The sequence below is a fragment of the Anaerospora hongkongensis genome (genome assembly GCF_004339805.1).
Lineage (GTDB): Bacteria > Bacillota > Negativicutes > Sporomusales > DSM-15969 > Anaerospora > Anaerospora hongkongensis.
On the sequence record NZ_SLUI01000005.1, the window covers coordinates 118,909 to 142,445 of the forward strand.

Here is a 23,537-nt window from a genome sequence, read left to right on the forward strand (position 1 = left end):
GACCACAAGTGGATATACTGGGCATGGAGGCTTTCCTTGCAATTGTGCAAACCCGCAGCCTGACAAAAGCAGCTGAACTGCTGCACCTGTCGCAGTCAACAGTCAGCTATCGTCTCCAGATGCTGGAACGCGAGATGGGTGCAACCCTGATCGAGCGCCACAAGGGAATCCAGGCCATTCACCTGACGCCTTTCGGTGAAAGCTTTGCTGTTTTAGCCGAACGCTGGAGCCTGTTAAAGCGGGAAATGGAAATCCTGCAATGCCGTGGGCAGCAAACCTGTCTAACAATTGGTGCTGCCGACAGCCTGAGCGTCTATGTGCTGCCGCCGCTATACAGGATGCTTAGCAGGCAATGCCCTGCGATTCGCCTGAAAATACGCACGCAGCACACCCTGGAATCTTACGAGAGTATGGAAGCGCGGGAAATTGATATGGCCTTTGTAAAAGCGGAAAGACCAGCTGCAGGCCTGATTGTTAACCCCTTCTATGTGGATGAAATGGTACTAGTCCGGCTCAAGTCCGAAAACAGAGCTGCCACCGATACCGTCTCCCCCCTGGAATTAGACTGCCGCCAGCAACTGTACTTCGCTTGGGGCCCGGCCTATCAGCTTTGGCACGACCGGTGGTGGAACGCTTTAACGCCAGCCAGTATGCAGCTGGATTCGGCCGCTCTGATTTTTTCTGTTATGTGGAATGTTGAGCAGTGGGCCATTGTCCCTAAATCAATTGCCAATGCGCTGGCTCATCCCGACACCTTTATTGTCCAGCGCTTATCAGATTCACCGCCGCCAAGAGTCTGCTATCAGGTGATGCATAAAAATTACGATTCGGCCAAAGAGCCTGCTGTTTCGATCATCAACCAGTTTGTGCGCTATATTTACCGCAACCAGACTTAACTGTATCCCTGCCATAAATTACCTGAGCAAAACAGCCATGTTTTGCTCTTTTTGCCATTAATTTGCTTGCCTAATTTTCCGATAACATAAATATAGCCTCAGAAATTTATGCGCAAAGGAAATTACGCCAGCATGAAAAAAATAGTCGCCTCCCTGCTGCTTGTCTCTTATCTAGCCATTTTTCAGCCTGTTCCCGCTCATGCCGGATTCTTTTTAGTGAACATGTTGAATGGTCTTTTTAAAGGAAGCACCAAAAATTCGCCGCCTGCCACCCCCTCAATCCCTGCCGGCAACCCAGCTAGCGCCGTAATTAAATTTGGCATGCGCAGCAGCCAGGTAGCCGCTGTGCAGCAATACCTGATTACCGCTAAATACCTGACCGGAGCTGCCGACGGAATATTTGGTTATCAGACACTGCAGGCTGTCAAGCTGTTCCAGCGGGAAGCAGGGCTAGCTGACGATGGTATTGTCGGCCCGAAAACGTTGAATACTCTAAAGAGCTTTAAGGGTACCCGCAAGCAGAGCGTTCCTGCCCCCCGCAAACCGTCCCCTCTGCCAAAACAGAATGGCGAAATTCCGGCGTATCTTTATACCCTGCCAATGGTGGCTACCGGCTATACCCGCTACGATCCGGACTGTACCGACTATACATATCGCGGCACCTATCTCCGGCGGGGACTGTGCGCCGTTGATCCGGACGTCATTCCTCTGGGAACCAGACTATATATTCCCGGTTATGGTGAAGCTCTCGCCGATGATATTGGCGGCGCAATTATTGGTAATCACATTGACCTTGCCATGGACACACGGGCGGAAGCTTTTGATTGGGGAAGGCGTCATTTGACCGTTTACGTATTGCCGCCCAAATAGAATACAAGAATAACCCCGGCCCTATCGAATAAATAGGCCGGGGTTATTCTGTATTTTCCGCTGACTGACACACTCTCCATGTGGAGCTCATATTATGTTATATAACTACAAATTGAGGTGATTTTACGATGAGTCAAAACGATGAGTTTATTAACTTTAGTTTCTCCGTACTGCCAAACAATACGTCTGGCAGCGTTTCCATTCCCTTAACATTAACGCCTACCCCTACAACATTAGCAACGCTGACTCTCCGGTCCGGCTGCGACTGCAATTGCGCCGTAGCATTAAATGCTACTGTTGGCTGGCTGGCAGTGGCCGATGGTACTGGTTTGGAAAGAGTTGATGTACTGTTTAAGATTTGGCGGGGCGTTCCCTTATCGAACCTGGTATTCAGTGCCCTTGACAGTGGGGAAGCCGGCTTTGACAGCAGGAAAGTCACCAGTTTTAGTCATGTTGATACCCGCTTCGGGTCCTCCAGATTTTACACATACTATCTGACCGCTGAACTGCTCAACAGCGGCAGTGCAGCCACGGTTATCGGACCGATTACCTTTACCGCAACAGAAGTCGAAGGAGGTTAAAAAAAACCTCGTTTCCTGTAAGGCCGTAAGCGAATGCTTACGGCCTTGTTATATAGTGCTGAATAATAGCCGCCGCGCTATCCGGCCTCCCGATATAGTACCCTTGCGCATAGTCACAGCCCAGTTCCCGGATCAGTTCCATCTGTTGCTGGCTCTCCACTCCTTCGGCAACTACCTGGATGCCAATATCATGAGCCATGTGAATTAAGTTCTTAAACACCACCTGGGAGCGTTCATTGCGGTTTAAGTCACGGATCAGCGATTTATCCAGCTTGAGAATATCCAGCGGCAGTCTTGTTAAATAATTAATTGAACTGTAACCTGTACCAAAATCATCCAGACAGATTTTGATTCCCATTTCCCGCATTAGCTTAATCTTCGTCTTAATCTGGGGGAAGGACTCGACCAGTACTGTTTCGGTTATCTCAATTTTAAGGCTGTCCAATGAAATTCCCTGGGTTTGTACCACTTCTTCCACAATTTCAATAAAATTCTCTTGCATCAGCTGAAGCACGGAAACATTGACCGAGATAAAGACATCACGAACGCCAAGCTGTGCCAGCGTTTTGATCATGGCCGCAGCATGATTCAGCACCCAGCAGCCAATCGGTATAATCGTACCTGCTGCCTCTGCCAGAGGAATAAACTCTGCTGGCGGGACGTCGCCAAGCTGCTCTGATTTCCAGCGCAGCAGCGCTTCCAGTCCAATAAGCTGATTAGAAGTAACGCAAATGAGCGGCTGATACACCAGGGAAAACTCATTCCGATCCACCGCCTGTTTGAGGTTCTGCTCCATAATCTGCCGGGCCGTAATATCGCTCAACAGCTTAGGTTCGTATATAACATAGGAATTTTTCTTACTCTTAGCCTGATACATGGCGATATCGGCATTTTTTAAAAGTTCTACTACCGTATCCCCATGCTGCGGGAAAAAGGCCACCCCGATACTGGGAGTTGGCAAAATCGCTGCTCCATTTACCTGTACAGGCTCGGTAATAATCAGCTGCAATTTCTTTAGCAGTTCCTTAACCTGCGCAACATCTGCCTTGCGCATACAAAGCGCGAATTCATCGCCGCCAAAACGGGCTCCAAAAACATTTGCGTTACATAACGAGCTGATTTTATTCGCAATCATCACTAAAAACTGATCACCGGCATCATGCCCATAGTGGTCATTAATAATTTTAAAATTATCCATATCCAGGAAGAGGACGGCGCCGCCGTCAGTTCGATCCGCCCGCCGCAATTCTTCCCGCATGGTTTGTTGAAAAGAAAACCGGTTAGGCAGGCCGGTAAGATCATCATGATACGCTTGTTTTCTCAATTGCCTTTCCGTAGATGTGATTTTCCGGAAAGCAATGACGCTGATAAAGATAAATGTCAGTAAGGCAACAATCACCAGCATCAGCATATTCTGCTGCGCCAGTACAATCGTACGGACAATACCTCCTGTCTTGTCTGCCACATCCCGCTCATGAAGGACTACAATCATTTTGAGTCCGTCATTGACGCGCTCCAAATGAAGCAGACTGTCTTCCATCCGGTCCCGCGCCTCAGCAATGTTATCATTTTCAAAGGCATGCATCACTTGTAGAACCAAGGTCTTATATCCCTGCCAATTCTTCTCTACATACGTATGCAGTGCTTGCTCATCATCACGCTCACTGCAATCATTCATATACTTGTGTTCGATGTCATTTATTTGAGCAATAACCTGCTTTTCGACATACTGACGTTTCTCTGCGCCCTCAGCGACGAGCAGCCGCGAAACCAGCCAGGGAACTTTATTGACCTCGCCCTGCACTTCCACGACCTTACTTAACCGCTTAACATTTTCTTCTTGAACCGTTTTTACGCTATACTCTATATTAGACAGCTCATCCGCAACAAAACTCCGAATATAAAAGGTAAGCGCAAACATGGCAGTAAATAGGATTGTAAGAGCAAGTTTGCTTGAATTCATAACGCTATCCCCCAAGAATTATGCTGCCATATGCCGCCTTAGTGAAAGGCTGCTGAGGTTTACATTGTTCTGCAATATTTTACATTATCCTGCTGGTTTTCCCTATCACGGCATAGCCACAAATCCATACTCAACACCACTGTAACGGTCAAACAAAGGTTACGCTTTATTTCTTCAGGTTTTTATAAATAAACACCACTACGAATACTGAAATTCAGGAAACAATGGGTTGAAGAATAAATCCCTGTAAATATCAGGAATTTTTTTAGCAGGAGAGCAAGCAATGTATTCCGAATATAACTAAAATTTAGTTTAGAAGGTGGAATAATTTTGTCTCAAAACAATCATTGCAAAATAATTGAGGATGGAAATTTATTGCTTACTCTAAACTGTGTACTTTTTCAACACCGGCCTGAAGCGCTCTTAGTGTCCGCAGGACACGGTACAATCCTTACAGCAAACCCAGCTGCCTGTGCTATGTTCGGCCTTACCAAGCAAGAAATTATCAAAGCCGGACGGCGGGGCCTTATTGATCCTGCCGATCCCCGGATAGAACTAGCCTTGAACCATCTGGAAAGAAGTAATAGCGCTACGATAGAACTTACGCTCCTGCGTAGTGACGGCTCGAAATTTCCGGCCATCCTGTCATCAACAAAATTTGAAGATAAAGCAGGGTATACACTAACGATACTAGCGATTCTTGATATGACGAGCCACTATAAGGTGCAGGAAAACTATGGACTCGCCATTGAGCAGCTGAGAGCAATCTTTGAAAACGCGACGGATGCCATTGCAATTTTCGACTTAGAAGGAACCCTAATCCAAGCAAATAAAGGCTTTGAAGAAATCTTCGGCTGGCCGCTGGCCGAAGTACTCAACCGACGGCTGCCTGTTACGCCGCCTGACACCATGCACCATGCCGAATATATGGTGAAGAAGGTCGCTGCCGGAGAAAGCCTGAAAGACTTTCAGACAACGAAAATCCGCAAAGACGGTACGCGTCTCGATGTCAGCATTTCGATGTCACCGATGACAAATTGTTACGGAAAAATCCATGCTTTAGTCGCGATCGTCCGTGATATTACCGACAGGAAAAAAATCCAGGCCATGGCCGAGCGAGCGGAAAAGCTGCACCTGGTTGGGCAAATGGCGGCTGGCATTGCTCACGAAGTTCGCAATCCAATGACAACCGTGCGAGGTTACTTGCAGATGTTGCAGCGCCGCCCCGAAAACAACTATCTCGCAGGTCAGTTAAATTTGATGATCGAAGAAATTGACCGCGCTAATTCCATCATTACCGAATTTCTCAGCTTAGCAAAAGATAAGCGCGTCCACCTGGAACGAAAAAATCTGAATCAGATTATTGAAAACGTCTTCCCCTTGATTGAAGCGAACGCTTTAGAAAAAGACCGGATCATTAAGATTGAACTAGGGCACACTTCCAGCCTTTTGATCGATCAGCACGAGATCACGCAGCTCTTGCTGAATCTGTTGCAAAATGCAATTGAAGCGACCGATAAAGGAGATACGATTACCATCATTACCCGGGAAGAACAGCGTCAGGTAGCATTGACCATCGAAAATACCGGGCCCGTCATCCCGCCGGAAATTTTACATTCACTTGGTACCCCGTTTTTCACGACCAAAGATACCGGAACCGGTTTAGGTCTGGCCATGTGCTACAGCATTGCCGAAAGGCATCATGCCAATTTAAGTATCGAGTCCCAGGAAAATCGAACACGCTTCACCGTCCGGTTTACTATTCCATAAAAACAACGGCAAGGTTCAGACATGCTGAACCTTGCCGTTGTCTTACGCTGTGCTGCCAAAGCCAAACCAAACTACTTTGTTGCGGCCTGAACGCTTGGCCTCATAAAGAGCTTTATCTGCCCGGGATATCAGCTCTTGGGGCATACCACGATGGTCAAAACAGGCGAAGCCGAAACTGCAAGTTACCCGTCCAAAAGCCGAGCGCATATGCGGCAGGTTTATGTCCTCAATCTGCCGTCTGGCCATCTCGGCATATTGCTGCGCCTGGCTGCAGTCTCCCTTAACCAGTACGATAAACTCTTCACCACCGTACCGGGCCACGAGACACTCTTCGGAAGGAAATGTATCCTGTAAAACCGCCGCCACCCGCACCAGGCATTCATCCCCTTGCAAATGGCCGTGGTGGTCGTTATACTCCTTAAAAAAATCAACATCCACTAAAATAACTGCCAAGTCTCCCTGCCCTTGTGCCACCTGACGGCACGCGGCCACAAAATCCTTATTGAAGCGTCGCCTGTTGGCTAACCGGGTCAGAAAGTCTGTATCTGCCAATTGACTGAGGCGTTGGTTAGCTTCTTCCAAACTAACGGTAACTGCCAGCAGTTCTTGCTCCTTGTTCTTTCGCCATTTATTCTGCCGGTACAGAAATAGGGCAACCACCATACTGGCAGCTAAGAAAGTAGCCACTGCAGCCAGTAACAGCCATTGATTTTTCAGCTGGGCATCCTTTAGGGTCACGCCTTTTTGCAGCAACTCTATTTCCTTGGCTTTTGCTTCCAGCTCATGCTGATTTTGCAAAATCAGTATTTTTTGGTGCAGATCGGAATTGAGAATTGCTTCCTGGAGGGAGATATATTTATGTAAGTACAACAGTGCCTGTGGCAAATCCACTGCAGCTTCGAACAGCCTGGCCTTTTCCCAGGCAATGTCGCGCAGCAAGCCTTTTTGCTTTATTTGCTCTGCTGAACGCTCCGAACGCTCATAATAATCCAGCGCTTTAGCTGCATCCCCCATCTCGGCATAAATTACCCCGGCACGAAATAAGGTGTACGCTACTCCGTGAGTATACTGGATGGATTCATAATGAGCCAGGGCATCCTGTGTATAACGCTCGGCAATTGCCAGTTGTCCGGTCATCTTGTACGTGTCTCCCAGAGACAGCATGGAATAGGCAATTCCCTGCACGGACGATATGCTTTCAGCCAGCTGCAAGGCCTCCTGAAAAACAGCCATTGCTGCCGGGATATCGCCTTGGGAACGGTAAACAAGACCAAGATTATTTAAGGTATTTACCCGCCCGCTTTGGTCATTTTCAGGCTTTACCAGCAGTGCTTCCCGAAATAGCGCTATCGCTTTATCATAATTGCCCAGCTTATGATGTACCCGGCCCATATTATTAATGGTTTTAGACATCCCGACTTTATCATCAATCGCTTTGCGAAGCTCTAGTGCTTTTACATAATGCTGCAGCGCCCGGTCAAACTGACTTTGTTCAAAATAGATCGTTCCCAGATGATTCTCCGCATCGCCTTCTCCCTTAAAGCTGCCAATGCGCCGGGCAATCTCCCGGCTTTGCTCCAGGTACTCGCGTGACTCAAGCGCATTCCCGAGACGCATATGCGCCAGACCGGCAGTAAGCAGCGCTGACAGTAAAGCTTCTTGATTATCCAGGTCTTTGGCCAGACGCTGTGCCTCATTGCTAAGTTCAATTGCTTTCTCGGGCCGGGTATAAATATTTTCGGCCGCCTCTTTCGCAACCTCGGCTAACCGATGATGAACTTCAGACCCGGCTGAAGCCCCTGCAACAGTAAGAGACACTCCTGCCAGCAGCAGCAGGACAAAAATCAGCACTTTGTTTGCCGTCGCCCAACGTAATACTTTCATAACAACTATCTTCTTGCCTCTCTTTTTAGTTGCCTTCAAAACAAGTACATACATTCGACAGCTAAAGACCCACTCCTCTTGCAGAGCCTAGTATCACCATACGGAATTTTTAGACTGCCACCTAAAGCACCTGATTCTAAGAAATTGAAATAAACTGTTTGTCTGCTAAAGCATTTTATACTAACATAAAGCTAGGCATATAGTTAATAGAATTAACTGCCACTGTTATTTTGCTAAAATACAGCGTTTGATGCAACCGGGGGATACGTATGGATATGATTACCGGCCTGTTAGTTACATTCAGCATTTTGCTTTTTTCTATTCATAAGGGGATCTTTGTCGGTATTCCGCTAGTAATCGGTTTAGGCATTTTTACCTTTATTGCCTGGAAGAGAGGCTTCTCGTTAAAAGCGATCTGGTGGATGTCCTTCCGTGGGGGAAAAAAAGCATTTGTAGTTTTAAAAATTTTCATCTTAATAGGTGCGATTACCGCGGTATGGATGGCTGCTGGAACGGTACCGGCTATCGTCTATTACGGTATTCAGTTGCTGAATCCCAGCTACTTCATCCTCTATGCCTTCCTGATAAGTTCACTGGTCTCCTCTTTGCTCGGTACATCATTGGGAACGGTTGGCACAGTCGGAGCCGCCTTAATTGTTATGGCTAAAGGCGGTAATGTTGATCTAAATATAGCAGCAGGCGCAATTATTGCCGGAGCCTACTTTGGCGATAGATGCTCTCCCATGTCTTCCAGCGCAAATCTGGTTGCCAATCTAACGGAAACAAATCTCTTTACCAATATACGCAATATGGTTTCATCATCCGTCATCCCCTTCCTTCTCTCGATTATGTTATATACTGCTTTTTCTTTCACACAGCCTTTGCGTTTTACGGGAAGCAGTATCGCTGGTGAACTGCTGACTAGTTTCCAGATTAACTGGGTAGTATTATTGCCAGCAATCGTAATTGTCGTTTTCTCTGTATGTAAAGTGAATGTAAAAAGCTCCATGCTCGTTAGTATTTTCCTTGCGGCAATGGTAAGTGCTTTTATTCAGCATCATAGCATGCTGGAGATTATGAATTATTTGCTCTTTGGTTTTTATTTACTTCCGGCTAATCCGCTTTATGCCATAATGAAAGGCGGCGGAATCCTCTCAATGTGGCCAGCGGCACTAGTCGTGTATATATCCTGCTCCTTAGCCGGAATATTCGAAGGAACAAATATGCTGAGCAGTGTAGATAAAGTCCTCGCCAGGGCAAGAACACGGGCTGAGCTTTTTGCGTATACAGCTGCCGTCAGTATTGTCACAGCTGCTTTTGGCTGTAACCAGTCGATGGCGATTGTCTTGACCAATCAGCTTATGACTAGCACTTACCAACAGAAGAACATCAATAAGGATGCATTAGCGCTTGATTTAGAAAACACCGGAATTGTACTATCTGCCCTTATTCCCTGGAATATTGCGGCATTTGTCCCTACTACTACTATGGATGTGAGTCCCGTCGGCTTCATTCCTTATGCTTTTTATTTATATCTGCTTCCGCTGGCATGTCTTATACGATTGAAACTCGCAGGAAATGAAAAAGAGAAAGCCTCAGCCTGAATTACAGGTTGAGGCTTTCTCCGCTTTATCGGCTATTAGGATAATGCAGCTTTTAGAGCACCTAAGGATATGACTTCGTTTATGTTTTCCACAAATCGAATATGCTCCATATTGCCACTGGCAATTGCATTGCGCACGATAATAGGCAATAAATCCATATCCTCTGCTCCACGATATGTAGAGAGAACGCAATACTCCGCACAATAACCGGTTAGGATGACTGTGTCAACATCAAGCGCTTGTAGCGTCTCTGCAAGATTGGTTTTATTAAAGGCGTTGCCATAAGTCTTGATAATGTGAATATCATTGGCAGCAATTCCTAATTGCTCGATGTTTTCAAATTTGTCTGTCCCTGGAACAACGCCTTCTTCTTTATCCATATGCTGAATACAGATAATAGGCAGCTCCTTGCTGCGGAATAGCTCAATAACGGAATTAATACACGGAACCACGCTTAGGGCTATTTTCTTTTTCTCCTCAGAGGCAAAAGCATAATGCTTCTGCATATCAATCACCAATAACGCTGCTCTCATTTCTTGCCCTCCTATTAAAATTTTGGACAAAAATTATTGGGCTGGCTTAGCCCACTTCTTACTTAACTTTATCTTCTCGTATCGGAAGATTAACCAGTGCCGCTAAAGCTGCCAACCCGATGTCGGCATACCACATCCACAGGTAATTACCGTCATGGGCCATAGAGATGCCACCCAGCCAGGCACCTAAAAATCCGCCAATCTGATGGGAAAGCAGCGTCAAGCCGAATAGAGTCGCTAGATATCTGGTTCCGAATAGTTTTCCTACCAGACCTGCTGTTGGCGGTACTGTTGCCAGCCAGGTAAAACCAAGTGCCATGGCAAAAATATAAAAGGTCAGTTCCGTTTTTGGAGCCAGAAGATAGAGTCCGATCATTACCGCGCGGCTGCCATACATCACAGCAAGAATATACTTCATGCGATAGTGAGAGCCAAGCTTACCGGCAAACAAACTGCCTGCAATATTAAATAAACCTATGATTGCCAAGGCTGCAGCCGACACATGTGCTGAATGCCCGCATAAAGCCACTTCACCAGGCAAATGGGTCACCAAAAATGCAATATGAAAGCCGCAGGTAAAAAAACCGGCATGCAGGCAAAGATAACTTCGATCCTGCATTGCAATACGGATTTGCTCCATCAGCCCTATTGAAGCCTGCGCTGTCTCAACTACCGCTGCCTGAGATCGTTTACCGGTGAGCAGTGAGGCAAGCGGAATTGTGAGAAGAGTTGTTGCCGCCATAGTAAACATGGCAGCAATCCAGCCAAAGCCACTAATGATGGCTTGCAGCAGCGGGGCAAAAATAAATTGCCCTAATGAGCCTCCCGCATTGATAAAACCACCGGCAAAAGAGCGCTGCTCCGGGGGAAGCTGCTGAGATGTGGCACCAATTAAGATGGAGAAGCTTCCGGCACCTGCTCCGGCCGCACTGAGAATCCCCATCGTCAGCACCAGCGACCATTCAGAATGTACGAAAGGCGTTAAAGCTAATCCTCCCGCAAGCATAAAAGCACCGAATACAAGTACACCATAAGAACCTTTTTTATCCGCAATCGCACCAAAAACAGGCTGCGCTAGCCCCCACATAAACTGTCCCACAGCGAGGGCAAAGCTGATAGAAACGATGCCTAAGCCTGTCGTCGCATCAATTGGTGAAACAAAAATCCCAACGGATTGTCTTGCCCCCATTGTTATCGCTAGTATTGCAGCGGAGCTTAGCAATACCAGCCATGTTGCCCTGGATAATTTAGTTGCCATACATGACTCCTTTAATCGTTAATCAACGAGTATTTCTGCATCAAGGCTCAAGCGCCTCTATCTTTGCAAGTAATTGCTTAAGTTTGGCCAAATCCTCTTCACCCAGGTATTCCTTGATTGATTTTTGTGCCTCTCCCCACAACCTCCATCCCAAGCCTACTGCAGCTCTTCCTTTTTCCGTCAGTATAATTGCTTTGGTGCGGGAATCTTTGCCTGGATTAATATCTATTAATCTGGCATCAGCCAGCGGCTTCATATTGCGGTTCAGCGTAGTTCTGTCAATTCGCATTGTTTTTGCTAGCTCACCTATAGTGGTCTGCTCCAACAGTTCGAGATTCCGGAGTAACGCCAACTGGTTTACGGTCAGTCCACTTGGTTTTAAAACCTCATCATAAAAATAAGTAAGCGACCGCGAAGCGCGTCGCAAATTCATGCAAGTGCACGGACTGGAGCGTTTAGGTTGAACAGTATGAATGTGCAGCATGCTACCACCTTTCTTTTCCTCAAAAACCCATTATGTGTATATACACATTTAATAATGAGTATACGGGTTCTCTCATACTGCGTCAAGAGGCTGCCACAACCGTCAGACGTAAATAAGTGGGACAAGGGGACAGGTACCTTGTCCCACTTAATCTGAACTTTGGGACGAGGTCCCTGTCCCCTTGTCCCAGCGTGCTATTTCATCGAAACGGCAAATAATGCGCAGTATTCCTCAATGAGCGCCGCTGCCCGGACCGGGTTGAAAATACCGCAGCGACAGGGTTTTGCCAATTCAATACCGGCCTCTTCCGGGGTCATTTCCCTTTTTTTCACTTTGCGGATCAAACGGCGTACCAACCCCTGTGCCACCATGCCATGACCACACATTGTAGTTACCTGTGATATCTCTTCTTCCGGCATTTTTTCCGTTTTCCCCAATATCCCTAACGAGTGTTCCACGGCATGCGGCTGAACCCCTGCCTGTGCACAGCACTCAAATAGCTTATCAAATAAACCGGATACTGTGAGGGACATGCCCAGATCGGCCTTTTTCACTTCCGCCAGCAGCGCCGTCAAGTCCTCCTGATTTGCCAAAACAACATGCGTGCTGCTTGTCGTCAATTTTTCATAGAGTTCCTCGTAATCCGTGACATACTGATTGCCAAGCTTGACATCACCTAAATTAACAGGGTTGTGTGTATGCGCGATTTTTAAAAACTGTTGCAGCTTAGGTCCGGCACCTTCATGATTAAAGCCCCTGGCCGGCATAGCATGCATCGGAAAGTCATTCGCCAGATTTTCCGGTGTACCTCGCCGGTGTAATGTATGTGACACGGTTTATTCCTCCTTTGCCAGCGGTCTGCCAAGACCTGTGTTCATTTTTCCGTTTGGCCGGTAGGGCCACTGCAAGGCTTGCAGCACAGGCAGCGTTGGCACCAAGTTATCCTCTTCCAGTATGGTAATCAGATCGACACAAAATACGCAGTCCACCTCAACGGCAACCTGGCGGACAGCCGTCAAAACAGCAGCCATTTTTTCGATGGGTACGATCATTTCAATAATGGCAGAAAGGACTTTTTCATCGCGGACCTCTTTCTTATACAGGCCAGTACGCGGATCAGCCATCAGCCGGGTGCAAGGGTTATTCGGCTCAAACTCCACCCCAAGCTTGGCGAGAGCAGCTGCCACTTTCTCAATATCAGAAAAGCGGGCTCCTACGCTTGGACGTCCCATTTCACAGGAGATGCCCACAAAGCCGCGCTTGATTCGTCCTGTAACCTCATTGGTTTTAATCTCTTCCGTTCCCCGCCCCGGCACCTTGGTCTCGCGGTGTTCGACCGTCGGATCGCTAAAAGCTGAACGTACGGTACGGGGCCATTCGTACTGCGGCATAAACAAGGCTCCGGTGGAACAAACCGCCGCCCGCAGGCAAACCCCGCAGTCCACACATTCATCCTCATCGATCTCATAATACAGCTTGCCCGTTCGGGAATCACGCCGCCGCGCCGCTATTTTGCCGAGGGTGCAAAACTCTGTGCATTGGCCGCATCCGGCACATTTATTTTTATCAATTCGCATAACAGCCCTCCTCTCACAATTCCAGCAATTTAGCATAATGCAAAGAATTTTCCGGTACAATAGGCCGCTGTCTGGCAAGAACCCATGCCAGTACTCCTGCCTCCCGGATATCACCCAGGAGCAGAAAGCCTTGCAGCCGGTTATTGGTAAGCACGAGTTTCCTATAGGTATTGCCGTTCTGCCAGGACAAGATCTCCTCCCCGTCACGAGCAGGGATCGTACCGGCAGACACCAGTGGTATTCCGGCGATTTCGACACTGTTTTGCGTAAGATAACCGGGGTACTGCGCCTGTACGCCCGCCATATTCCTGGCGGCGATAATTCCCTGTTCTACCGCTGCCGGCCAGCCAGCCGACATCGTCTGCTGCCCAAATACATCGAGCACTTCCGCGGCATCACCTGCGGCATAGATATCCGCCTCTGACGTCTGCAGAAATTGATCTGTAACAATGCCTGCGCCCAGCGCCAAACCGGCGGTCCGTGCAAGCTCCGTGTCAGGCCTGACCCCAATAGCGCAAATAACCATATCACAGACTATCAGCTGCGTACCAGCATGAACGCCCGTCACTCGACCGCCACTTGTTTCCACTGTCTCCATGCGTGTATTCGTAAGCAGTTCAACGCCTCCCGCTCTGATGGCAGTCGCCAGAATTTCTGCTCCTGCTTCATCCAGCTGCTGCGGCAGCACCCGGTCCATTTGTTCAAGGATGGTCACGCGCAAACCGCGCTGGTGAAGAGCCAGTGCAGTTTTTATCCCGATCAACCCTGCCCCGATTACCACCGCTGCTTTGGCCCCGGCAGCCGCCAGCAAAATGGCTTTTGCCTGCTCCATTGTCCACAATGAGAATACGCCCGCAGCTTCCATCCCCGGCAATTGCGGCAGCACTGGCCGGGCACCGGTGGCCAATAACAGCTTGTCATAATACAACCGTCGGCCTGCCGTCAATTCGACGCTATGATCGTCCGGGCTGATCCGGATGACCTGCTCGCCAGCCAGGCAATGAATTCCTTTGTCCCGAAACTGTGCCGGTGTTTGAAGCAGTGCGTCCTGAGCTTCCCGTTTGCCGCTGATCAGATCAGGAAGGTCAATCCGGCTGTAAAAGCCTTCTTGCTCATTGCTGACAATGGTAACTGCCGCCTCATTTTCCAATCGTTTTAATTCATTTGCCGCAGCTGCGCCAGCGGCGCCCTGGCCGATGATGACATACACAGGCCTTGCCTTTCCTGTCTTCATTTGCCCGCGCCTTTGCGTAAAGTTTGCAAAAGCTCTGCGGCCTCCGGCAGCGGCAGCAGCTCCGCTTTTTCATAAACTTCATCGGGGACGGCCTCAAACCCCAGCCAGGAAGGGATTCCGGCCGCAGCAAAGCCAAGCGCTGTGGCCAGTACTTTATTATGATTAATTTCAGGGAAGAGAGCCTTTACCGGAACATTATTTTGCTGCAGATAGGCAGCAATCCGGAGAAACTCGCCTGCATCATGGCAGGAACCAATATGAAGTACCGGCGGCACCTCGTTTTTTCCATCAGCCTGGCACAGGCCTGCTTTGGCTAGAGCCGTTCCGGCGCAGCCGCCTGTTATCACCAGGTACCCTGCCTCAACGAGTGCCGCAGCAAGTTGGACAGGCTGGGCATCCTGCGTATTAGCCACGCTCCCGCAGCCTCCCAAATACACGACACCCTGCAGGCTGCCCTGTCTAAACTGTTCCGTCACGCGCTGAAACAGCTCAGCACTGTTATCGATCGTAAAGCCGATATAGGCTTCATTGCTGACCGCGGGAACAGCAGCCGCTATGCTGCTTCTGTTTTTATAGGCCTGCCAGGCCGATTGAATAACAGCAGCATAATCGACTGTTTTGGCTGCCGCTTTCACCACCGGTATTTTCCGGCTGGCAGCCAGTTTGACCAGCGACGGCAAGACACACTGGCCACCAATAACGATTAGGTCGACCAGGCCGGTTAGCAGGGGCACTTCCTGTGAATCATAGTTCGTCAAAAGCGGCAAAGGCAAATTACCATTGAGTTCATTCCCACATAGGCTGCTAAACTGAACCGGAATAGCCGCGTCCCGTGCGGCAGCCTGAACTCCTAAGACATACTGCCAGTCCACATGCCCATGAAACACAATGTTGACAGCGTCAGCGCGCAGCACCCCCAAATTGATACCTACAGCAGCAGGCACTCCACTACCGGCAGCCTGCCGGCTTTGGCTAATCTGCTCCAACACGGTATTCGTACAGCGCCCAATCGTCGCCAGCCGTTCTGTGGTATCTGCAAATGCCAGCATTTCATCGTCAGACACTGCCAATTGGCTGACTGCTTCATCATAAAAACTGCATCCCGGTTCATACTGTGCCGCCAGCTTAGTCAAGGCCAGTGCTCCGTCGCTTGCTTTACGCAAAAAACTCCTTGCTGCCAGTTCCTGTTTATCCCGGCCACAGATAGTTTGCTGTTGTTCTGCCGAAAAAGGGTTTGTCCGGCAAGGCCCTTCCTGACAGTCTGTACAGCAGATCGCCAGCCGGCCAAAGCCGCATTGCGGCTGCATTGCCTCTGCCCGGTCCCAAATCAGCGGTGTCCGGCTGCGGTACGCCGCTGCCAGTACCTGATTGACTGCTGAGTCCTGGGATTTTTTATATACATTTTTCATCGTTTGTCATCCTCTCCCGCTAACGCAAGGCCGATTTTATTCTGCGTTGTATTTTCCAGCGCAAATAACGCGATATTGCCCCGTTTTCTCAGCAGTACTTTCTGAAATTCAACCGTGTCACCCTGGCTGAGCGCCCCCGTAGGACAGGCATTAACACAGGCGGGCTCTTCCATGTGAATACAGGCATCGCATTTTACCGCGACCTTATAGGCGCCGTTTGGCGTAATTACGCCAAACGGGCAGGCCATGACACACATCCAGCACCCCCGGCATTTTTCCTGCTCCACGAATACCGCCTCTGTTGCCTCATCCCGGCGCATAGCACCGGAAGGACAGGCCCTGAGACAGGCAGCATCCTGGCAATGGCGGCACTGTAGGGGAAAGCTCCGGCCTGTATCGCCGAAAACCCCCACCCGGGCAATTGGCAGCGGTGCTTCCTGCACAGCACCAAGCAGCGTTTTACTGACTGAATCACGTTCGATTGCACACTGCAATTCACAGGATTTACAGCCCAAGCACTTTTCCCGGTCAACCCAAATTCGTTTCATACTCTGCTCCTCTCAATCGCGCTGATATTCTTACCAGCTCCAGCGCTCAACCAAGGCTCTTTTTTATTTATATTGCCGGTAACTTACCAAGCTGGCAAAATCGAACCATTAAAATGATCGGACAAATATTTTTTGATGTCTTCAGAATGATACGCTTTTATCAATCTTTGGAAGACAGGCTTGTCTTTATCTTTTTCCCGTACGACCAGAACATTAGCATAAGGGGAACTTGCGTTTTCCAGCGCCAGGCCGTCACGGGATGGCACCAGCCCGGCCTTAATCGCATAACTGGTGTTGATTGCAGCGATATCCATGTCCGCAATCGCCCGCGGGATAAGCGCTGCTTCCAGTTCTTTAATTTTTAGTTTTTTAGGATTTTCCACAATATCCAATACGGTCGCGTCTGCACCTGCTCCTGGTTTCAACTTAATTAAGCCGGCCTGATGTAAGAGCAGCAGCGCCCTCCCGGCATTGGATGGGTCGTTGGGTATAGCCACAGAGGCCCCCTCTGCGAGATCCTCCAGCTTTTTCACCTTGTCAGAGTAAATGCCCATTGGTAATATAACAGTTTTCGCAATGGATACGAGCTTATAGCCCCGGTCTTTTACATGATTATCCAGGAAGGGCTGATGTTGAAAGGCGTTAGCATCAATTTCCCCCTGATCGAGAGCGGCATTAGGCTGTACGTAGTCATTGAATTCCACAATTTCGATTTTTAGTCCGTCACGTTCCGCCACTTTTTTAACTTGATCCAGAATTTCGGCATGCGGACCGGAAGTAACTCCAACTTTAAGGACTTTTTCCTCTTGTTTCGGACTGCCGCCGGAGCCACAGCCAGAGGCGACCACTACAGCAATAATGACTAGTAATAAGGCAAATAACTTTTTCAATGAAATCCGCTCCCCCGTTTAATAATAGTTGGAAAACCAGAGGTGAACAGCACGAATAGAGCTGTTCACCTCTGGTTTTCCAGTCAGTTAACTAGTTTACATTTTATAAGCTGCACCCTTGTTTGTCAATTACTTATCACTGGTACATTTGTCCTTTTGAAATAACCAATAAAGAGGTTTTTGCTTTTCCTCTGCTAACGGTAAGGCTCGCCTTGTACTTAGTTATGCCGGTATTTCATCGTCCTCATTTTTGACTTGTAAAATTGACATTTTAAAAAACTAAGGGCACAATAAATCTTATTATCAAAAGTATATACTTTCATAGCAAAAGGAGATCACAATGAATATTCAAGAATGTATCAAGAGCAGAAGAAGTGTCCGTAATTATGACGAAAGAGTCATCCCCGAAAGTACATTAACTGAGCTTATTACGCTGGGTACAAAAGCTCCCAATGGCTCGGCTAAGGAACCCTGGGGTTTCGTAATGATTCAGGATAAAGCCGAAATTGACAGCTGGTCGGAAAAGATTAAGACCTATCTGCTTGAAAACTTTCATCAGTATCCATACTTGCATCAATATGAAGGCTGGCTGAAAAACCCAAAATTCAGTGTGTTCAATCATGCCAGTACGGTACTAATTATTTATGGAAATACCGATTCTCATTGGTATCGTTATGACTGCTCGCTTGCGGCAGGAAACATCATGTTAGCGGCCCATGAAATGGGGATCGGCACTTGTTGGATCGGCTTTGCAGAATATATGTTAAATACCAAAGAGTTCAAAGAGCAATACGGCGTACCGCTCCACTATGAACTTGTATGCCCGATGTCCATGGGATATCCTAAAACAAAGCTAGCGTCCTCCAAGCGAAAAACGCCGCTTATTTTTACCAAAGTCTAATTACAGCTCGCTTAACAAAAAAACGGCAAGGTTTCAGTAATTCTGAAGCCTTGCCGTTACTCTTCACCATCCACAGCAAATTGTACAATCTGATCGCGGCCATTTCGTTTTGCAGTCAATAGGGCTTGGTCAGCCTGCACAATTAAGGTATCCATATCTGCCAGGTACGCCGGAATCACCGTGGCTGTCCCAATACTTACCGTATACCCAGGTATAGTCGTATCTGTATCCAGGCTCGCCTGAATCACAGCTTTAATCTTGCCCCCCATGGCAAGTGCAGCTTCAGCCGTAGTATTCGGCGCAAAAATGATAAACTCTTCCCCGCCATATCTGCCGAATAAATCTTCATTGCGGATAATGGACTGGACCTTCTGACTAAAATGAATCAGCACCCGGTCACCAGCATCATGCCCATAGGTGTCATTGATCACCTTAAAAAAATCAAAGTCAATCATAAAGACCGTCGTTGGCTTCTTCTGGCGGATCATCAGGGAAAGCAGCTTTTCCGACAACTGGATAAATTGCATGCGGTTGTAAATACCCGTCAGGTAATCACGGGTAGCTGCCTTTTTTAGTTTTATATCAGTTACTTCACGGCTGATCAGCAAATAGGCCATTGTACTGATCAACGTGTGCATATAGATGCTGATGAACGAGATCATTTGCAGGGACGAAGCAGCAAACAACGGATAATCCGCCCCCCGCGGCAAGGCATCCAAGGCCCGGACGATCTGACTAACAGCTAACACCACAAAAAAGACCGCCAGTGTTTTCCGCAGGCTGGTGGTCTGCTTACACAAACATAATCCCGCTGCCGCCGCCAGTGAATACCCTGCTAAAATCATAGCACTGACAAAAACCCGGGTGCCGGTATTGGCACCAGCTAAGTAAAGCAGGATAAACCCGGCCGTGATCGCGGCCGCTATTTGAAACCAGCGTTTGGTCATGCCTGCAAGCGGCATTTTATCTACATAAACGATACAAAAGACTTCCACCGCGCCACCTAAGTAAACAAAACTATTCCCGAGAATAATAGACAGATCAACCGGTATCAACCCCCGGAATAAGCCCAGCGCAGCGCCTATGGTTTGCAGCAGCTTGCCATATATAAAAAACCGCATTAAGCCTTCAAAACCGGTAGTCCTGGCAAAGATAGCCAGCATCAGCAGCATGATAAGATTGCCTAAAAGCGTAAGAAAATAAATCGTATAGGTATCAAGAAAGGTCAACCAGGATCACCACCTTCTCTTCGCCTGCTCGCTTGTGAGATGTGCTTTGCATTACTGTGATGCCATAAAAAGTACCCTTCAGTTTGTCTAAATAAGTCGGCTAATAGCGAAATTAGCAATCGCCTCACTATTCATTATATAGATATATAAACAGAATTGCATTCCTTTTATTCAAATAAGCAAAAAACTGGTAAAAAACAAAGGCTTCCGTGATTGATTGATCATCACTGAAGCCTTAACTATTCATAGAGTGTGTCTGTGAGAAACATTTCATACATAAGCAAGTTGTGCCTGTCATAGTCAAACCAACCTGCCGATTTGCTTATTTTTTGCGGCGGGCCAGCTGCTCCGGCGTGCCATAGGCACCGGTGTAATAATTATGGCTGAAGACGATTTCCAGGTCCTTTCTCCGGCCTGCTTCGGCTAAGCGCCGGGCAATCCGTTGTTTATCCTCGTTAGCTTCCATCGGATTAACCGTCTTCTGCAAGCCGCTGATCACCTGTCTAAGTTGATGGTAGGGAATACCGACCCCTAATTCATCCTTGGCCCACTGGGCAACACAACGGGTTCCCGAACAAAGCATCGAGATATTGGGCCTGTTTTTCTCAAAGGGATAGGATGTGCATTCCTGGCAGATGGCACACATCCCAGCCATTTTAATGTCTTTGAGCTGGCCATTGTGGTAGGCATAGCCTTGGGTGAGGCGCATCGCATTATGCGGTGTGGTCACAAGCACAACAACATCCGGCTTATTCGTCTCATCATACGCTTCGAGCGGCATGATTTCCACCCCATAACACCGATGAGCACAATACACCATGTCTTTGGCCACCGAACGGCTAACCGCCAGGTTTTCGTAAACACCCAGCTTGGCGTGCCTGCTGCCGGAAAGCGCCTCTTCGCCAACCTCCGCCATCCCCAGCGCCCTGGACGCCGCAAAACAGGCTCCGTGCGCTGCATCCATTTTACAGGAACGGCCTGCACCGGCCCATTTCACCGCCGTACAGTACGGCATGCCGCCTGTAAGCTCAGGCGCCCTACTTGCCGCGTAATCAGCCTCGGTCAGCAAAAACCGGATACCTGCCGGTTTTCGCCTGAGATCCAATAAAATATCCAGCCACTCGGCCTCCTGCTTAGGCATTACTATCACCTGCCATTTCTATTACTGCTTGAAATATTCGTACAAACCGCCGTAATGCTCTTGCGCAAATTTCCGGACTTTCTCATCCCGGAAGGCACTGACCAGATCAGCCACCCATTTAGCGTCGGCATTACCGGCTTTAACTACCACGCCTTGCGGATAGTTTTCCGGATGCTGATCCCGGACCAGGTATCCTTTGAAATCCTTATTGGCATTTTTCATATGGCTAAAGAAGGAAATAGAAGCATCGACATCCGGCAGGGCGCGGACAGTCTGAGTTTGGTCCATATCCTTAAACTTGAAATTGTGCGGATTTTGGGCGATGTCCAGCACCGAAGCCTTACCAGTATTGTCTTTTAAGGTAATGAGACCGGCATCACTAAGAATGCGCAGCGCCCGGTCCATGTTCATGGCATCATTCATCAGCGCAATTGTTGCACCATTGGGCAGCTCGCTCACACTCTTATATTTTTCCGAATACAATCCCATGCCCACGGCATAGAGATACGGCTTCACCATAACCAGGTCGCCTTTGTTGGCTTCATTGAAGCTTTCCATGAACGGCTTGTGAACAACCATAACGGCATCTACACTGCCGTCATTGGCGGCAACCAGCGTATTTTTATTATTGTCAAACGTCTTATAGGTAACCTTGTAGCCTTTTTCGGCCATAACGGGAACAACAGCGGCAACCAAATCCTGCGTTGTCTCGGCACAGGCGATGGTAATCTCCTTCTTGTCCGCGTTTTGGGGAGCTGCGGCTTTATTGCCGCCGCAGCCTGCCGCCGCTAAGACAGCCATGCTTACCAATACTGCCAATCCAAGCTTCTTGTAGTTCATTTCCTTACTACCCCTTTTCCTGTTTTTACTCTTCGATATATCAGTTCTCCAAAGCCTTGGATTGCTAATACCATAATGAATAGGATGACGACGATCGCATACATCATTACGTCATCAAAGCGCTGATAACCGAAGGTCAGTGCCACCGCCCCCAGTCCTCCGGCCCCTACCGCTCCGGCTAACGTTGTGCTGGCTAAAAACAAAATGGCCGTCGTGGTCAGCCCTGCCACAATCGACGGTAAGGCTTCCGAAAACAGCACCTTGAATAAGATCTGACGGTTGCTTGCCCCAAAAGAGCGCGCCGCCAGAATAACATTGGCATCCACTTCCAGCAAACTGGCTTCCATATAGCGGGCGATGACAGGAAAAGCTGCCAGCGTCAGCGGTACAATTGCCGCCTCTTCCCCAATGGAAGTGCCAACGATCACCCTGGTCACCGGCGAAATGGCCACAATGAGAATAATCACCGGGAAAGACCGGATCATATTCACGATAAAGCTAACGGTATTGTACACCTTCCGATTGGGCTTTAAGCCATACGGTGAAGTCATCACCAGTAAAATCGCCACACCGGTGCCGATCAGAAACCCCAGTACCATCGAACAGAGCAGCATGTATAAGGTAGAACCGATCGCCGGGATAATGATCCGGGGAAGGTATTCAAACAACCTCGTGGTCGCTAGGTCAAAAAACATCGGCATTCCCTCCCGGGCGGCCATCTGCGGCTAGCGCGGCGCACTCCATACCTTTACTCAGGCAATAAGCTTGGGCCCGCTCCATATTCTCAGCGGCAATTCGCAAATATACATGACCGGCGCTTGTACCATAAAATTGCTCAACATCTGCCGCAATAATCGTGAAATCCTGCTGGAGTTCGGTAACAAAACCCAACACAAAGTCCTGGCTAATACCGGCGTCCCGTAAAGAAAGCTTGAGAATTGCCTGACCGGACGGGACAACAAGCTCCTTTTTCCCGATCAAGGCAAGCAGACTGGGCGGTTCGTCCAAAAATGTATCGGCCACCTTCCCCATCGCGGCAATGCGATGGTCACTGACAATCGCCATCCGGTTGCAGACCGCTTTAATAACCGCCATGTCGTGAGTTACGATGACTACGGTAATTCCCAGCTGACGGTTCACATCGGCGAGCAGATCCAAAATCGACTTGGTGATCGCCGGGTCCAGCGCCGAAGTCGCCTCGTCACACAGCAGAATATCCGGTTCCAGCGTCAGTGCCCTGGCAATCGCCACACGCTGTTTTTGTCCCCCCGACAGTTCCTGGGGCAGAGCCAGCAGCTTATCAGCAAGTCCCACCAGCTCCAGCAGTTCCTCTGCCTTTTTCCGGCGTACCGCTTTCGGATAATGCCAGCATTCCATCGGCAGCATAACATTATCGATCACCGTTCTTCTGTTCAGCAGCGCAAAGTTTTGAAAGATCATTCCAATCTTGCGGCGAAAGGCGAGCAGTTCTTGTTCTGCTAACAGCGAGATATCCGTACCATTCACCATAATACGGCCTTTATCAAAGCTCTCCAAGCCGTTAATACAACGCAGCAAGGTCGATTTTCCCGCGCCGCTTTGCCCGACAATCCCAAAGATTTCTCCGCGCTTAATATTCAGATTGATGGTATCCAGTACTGTGACTCCGTTGTAGGTTTTACATAGATTCTGAATTTGTATCATCGTCCGCCGCCTCATATCAGTATCTGTGTCCGGTTTCGTCTCCGCAGACATTAGTACACACGCTATCTGCTGCATTTTAAATAGCTTTCACTGTTTTCGATAACAATTCTCCGATTCCTCCCCACCCCGGCACAGGAAGCAACACTTAATGCCAGGGAATTCCTGGATTCGCCAAATTATTCAAGGACAGCAAGACTAATCCGCCTGTTAGTTTGTTTTTATCGAAGAAAAGGACTTATTCA

General features: G+C 48.5%; 22 protein-coding genes. 6 read left to right on the top strand and 16 right to left on the bottom strand.

The genetic code is table 11. The features are described 5' to 3' along the window. The first annotated feature begins 8 nt into the window (after window positions 1-8). The 3 genes from EV210_RS08670 (at window position 9) to EV210_RS08680 (ending at window position 2,347) form a co-directional block, all read left to right on the top strand. Window positions 9-896 carry a LysR family transcriptional regulator gene (locus tag EV210_RS08670; RefSeq protein WP_132078611.1) on the top strand — a complete coding sequence of 296 codons (888 nt, stop codon included), beginning with the start codon at window positions 9-11 and terminating at the stop codon, window positions 894-896. A gap of 132 nt (window positions 897-1,028) precedes the next feature. Beyond that, entirely contained in the window at window positions 1,029-1,766 is a 738-nt protein-coding gene (locus EV210_RS08675; protein ID WP_243650487.1) for a 3D domain-containing protein, read from the top strand. A gap of 128 nt (window positions 1,767-1,894) precedes the next feature. Continuing rightward, window positions 1,895-2,347 carry a hypothetical protein gene (locus EV210_RS08680; protein WP_132078614.1) on the top strand — a complete coding sequence of 151 codons (453 nt, stop codon included), beginning with the start codon at window positions 1,895-1,897 and terminating at the stop codon, window positions 2,345-2,347. Window positions 2,348-2,384: 37 nt separating this feature from the next. On the opposite strand, the gene EV210_RS08685 is transcribed toward EV210_RS08680, so the two are convergent. Next, window positions 2,385-4,310, bottom strand: a complete 1,926-nt coding sequence (locus EV210_RS08685) for a putative bifunctional diguanylate cyclase/phosphodiesterase (protein WP_132078617.1) — start codon at window positions 4,308-4,310, stop codon at window positions 2,385-2,387. A gap of 330 nt (window positions 4,311-4,640) precedes the next feature. On the opposite strand from EV210_RS08685, the gene EV210_RS08690 reads away from it, so the two are divergent. Then, the gene (locus EV210_RS08690) at window positions 4,641-6,080 is read left to right on the top strand and encodes a PAS domain S-box protein (RefSeq protein WP_132078620.1); all 1,440 of its coding nucleotides are present in this window, start codon (window positions 4,641-4,643) and stop codon (window positions 6,078-6,080) included. Window positions 6,081-6,122: 42 nt separating this feature from the next. Here the strand turns inward: EV210_RS08690 and EV210_RS08695 are convergent, their stop codons facing one another. Then, window positions 6,123-7,964 (bottom strand): tetratricopeptide repeat-containing diguanylate cyclase, encoded by a 1,842-nt coding sequence (locus EV210_RS08695; protein ID WP_165898839.1) that lies wholly within the window; start codon window positions 7,962-7,964, stop codon window positions 6,123-6,125. 269 nt (window positions 7,965-8,233) lie between these two features. On the opposite strand from EV210_RS08695, the gene EV210_RS08700 reads away from it, so the two are divergent. Next, window positions 8,234-9,568 (top strand): Na+/H+ antiporter NhaC family protein, encoded by a 1,335-nt coding sequence (locus tag EV210_RS08700; RefSeq protein WP_132078626.1) that lies wholly within the window; start codon window positions 8,234-8,236, stop codon window positions 9,566-9,568. Window positions 9,569-9,603: 35 nt separating this feature from the next. Here the strand turns inward: EV210_RS08700 and EV210_RS08705 are convergent, their stop codons facing one another. The 9 genes from EV210_RS08705 to EV210_RS08745 all read right to left on the bottom strand — a co-directional run bounded on the left by EV210_RS08705 (window position 9,604) and on the right by EV210_RS08745 (window position 17,501). Beyond that, window positions 9,604-10,101, bottom strand: coding sequence for a cysteine hydrolase family protein (locus EV210_RS08705; RefSeq protein ID WP_132078628.1), 498 nt, complete (start codon window positions 10,099-10,101; stop codon window positions 9,604-9,606). 58 nt (window positions 10,102-10,159) lie between these two features. Continuing rightward, a complete protein-coding gene (locus tag EV210_RS08710) occupies window positions 10,160-11,359 on the bottom strand; it encodes an MFS transporter (RefSeq protein ID WP_132078631.1) in 1,200 nt (399 codons plus the stop codon). Window positions 11,360-11,399: 40 nt separating this feature from the next. Continuing rightward, window positions 11,400-11,843 carry a MarR family winged helix-turn-helix transcriptional regulator gene (locus tag EV210_RS08715; protein ID WP_132078634.1) on the bottom strand — a complete coding sequence of 148 codons (444 nt, stop codon included), beginning with the start codon at window positions 11,841-11,843 and terminating at the stop codon, window positions 11,400-11,402. Window positions 11,844-12,037: 194 nt separating this feature from the next. Further along, the gene (locus tag EV210_RS08720; protein ID WP_132078637.1) at window positions 12,038-12,676 is read right to left on the bottom strand and encodes a hypothetical protein; all 639 of its coding nucleotides are present in this window, start codon (window positions 12,674-12,676) and stop codon (window positions 12,038-12,040) included. A 3-nt stretch (window positions 12,677-12,679) separates the two neighbouring features. Then, window positions 12,680-13,420: a 4Fe-4S dicluster domain-containing protein gene (locus tag EV210_RS08725; RefSeq protein ID WP_132078640.1), complete on the bottom strand. Its 741-nt coding sequence runs from the start codon at window positions 13,418-13,420 to the stop codon at window positions 12,680-12,682. A 13-nt stretch (window positions 13,421-13,433) separates the two neighbouring features. Further along, window positions 13,434-14,654 carry an NAD(P)/FAD-dependent oxidoreductase gene (locus EV210_RS08730; protein ID WP_132078643.1) on the bottom strand — a complete coding sequence of 407 codons (1,221 nt, stop codon included), beginning with the start codon at window positions 14,652-14,654 and terminating at the stop codon, window positions 13,434-13,436. After that, window positions 14,651-16,063 (bottom strand): anaerobic carbon-monoxide dehydrogenase catalytic subunit, encoded by a 1,413-nt coding sequence (locus EV210_RS08735; protein ID WP_132078647.1) that lies wholly within the window; start codon window positions 16,061-16,063, stop codon window positions 14,651-14,653. The genes EV210_RS08730 and EV210_RS08735 overlap by 4 nt, the downstream gene beginning before the upstream one ends. Continuing rightward, window positions 16,060-16,611, bottom strand: coding sequence for a 4Fe-4S dicluster domain-containing protein (locus EV210_RS08740; protein WP_132078650.1), 552 nt, complete (start codon window positions 16,609-16,611; stop codon window positions 16,060-16,062). The genes EV210_RS08735 and EV210_RS08740 overlap by 4 nt, the downstream gene beginning before the upstream one ends. A gap of 83 nt (window positions 16,612-16,694) precedes the next feature. Beyond that, window positions 16,695-17,501, bottom strand: a complete 807-nt coding sequence (locus EV210_RS08745; protein ID WP_132078653.1) for a MetQ/NlpA family ABC transporter substrate-binding protein — start codon at window positions 17,499-17,501, stop codon at window positions 16,695-16,697. 340 nt (window positions 17,502-17,841) lie between these two features. Between EV210_RS08745 and EV210_RS08750 the strand changes: the two genes are divergently transcribed. Continuing rightward, the gene (locus tag EV210_RS08750; protein WP_132078656.1) at window positions 17,842-18,402 is read left to right on the top strand and encodes a nitroreductase family protein; all 561 of its coding nucleotides are present in this window, start codon (window positions 17,842-17,844) and stop codon (window positions 18,400-18,402) included. 56 nt (window positions 18,403-18,458) lie between these two features. Here EV210_RS08750 and EV210_RS08755 read toward each other — a convergent pair whose 3' ends face one another. From EV210_RS08755 to EV210_RS08775, 5 genes are all read right to left on the bottom strand, one after another. Continuing rightward, a complete protein-coding gene (locus tag EV210_RS08755) occupies window positions 18,459-19,631 on the bottom strand; it encodes a GGDEF domain-containing protein (protein WP_132078659.1) in 1,173 nt (390 codons plus the stop codon). A 322-nt stretch (window positions 19,632-19,953) separates the two neighbouring features. Then, the gene (locus EV210_RS08760) at window positions 19,954-20,772 is read right to left on the bottom strand and encodes a DUF169 domain-containing protein (protein WP_132078661.1); all 819 of its coding nucleotides are present in this window, start codon (window positions 20,770-20,772) and stop codon (window positions 19,954-19,956) included. A gap of 21 nt (window positions 20,773-20,793) precedes the next feature. Then, window positions 20,794-21,612 (bottom strand): MetQ/NlpA family ABC transporter substrate-binding protein, encoded by an 819-nt coding sequence (locus EV210_RS08765; RefSeq protein ID WP_132078664.1) that lies wholly within the window; start codon window positions 21,610-21,612, stop codon window positions 20,794-20,796. Further along, on the bottom strand, window positions 21,609-22,307 hold the full coding sequence (locus EV210_RS08770; protein WP_132078667.1) for a methionine ABC transporter permease: 699 nt from the start codon (window positions 22,305-22,307) through the stop codon (window positions 21,609-21,611). Before EV210_RS08770 ends, EV210_RS08765 begins: the two co-directional genes overlap by 4 nt. After that, the gene (locus tag EV210_RS08775) at window positions 22,297-23,295 is read right to left on the bottom strand and encodes a methionine ABC transporter ATP-binding protein (RefSeq protein WP_132078670.1); all 999 of its coding nucleotides are present in this window, start codon (window positions 23,293-23,295) and stop codon (window positions 22,297-22,299) included. Before EV210_RS08775 ends, EV210_RS08770 begins: the two co-directional genes overlap by 11 nt. Window positions 23,296-23,537 lie beyond the last annotated feature (242 nt).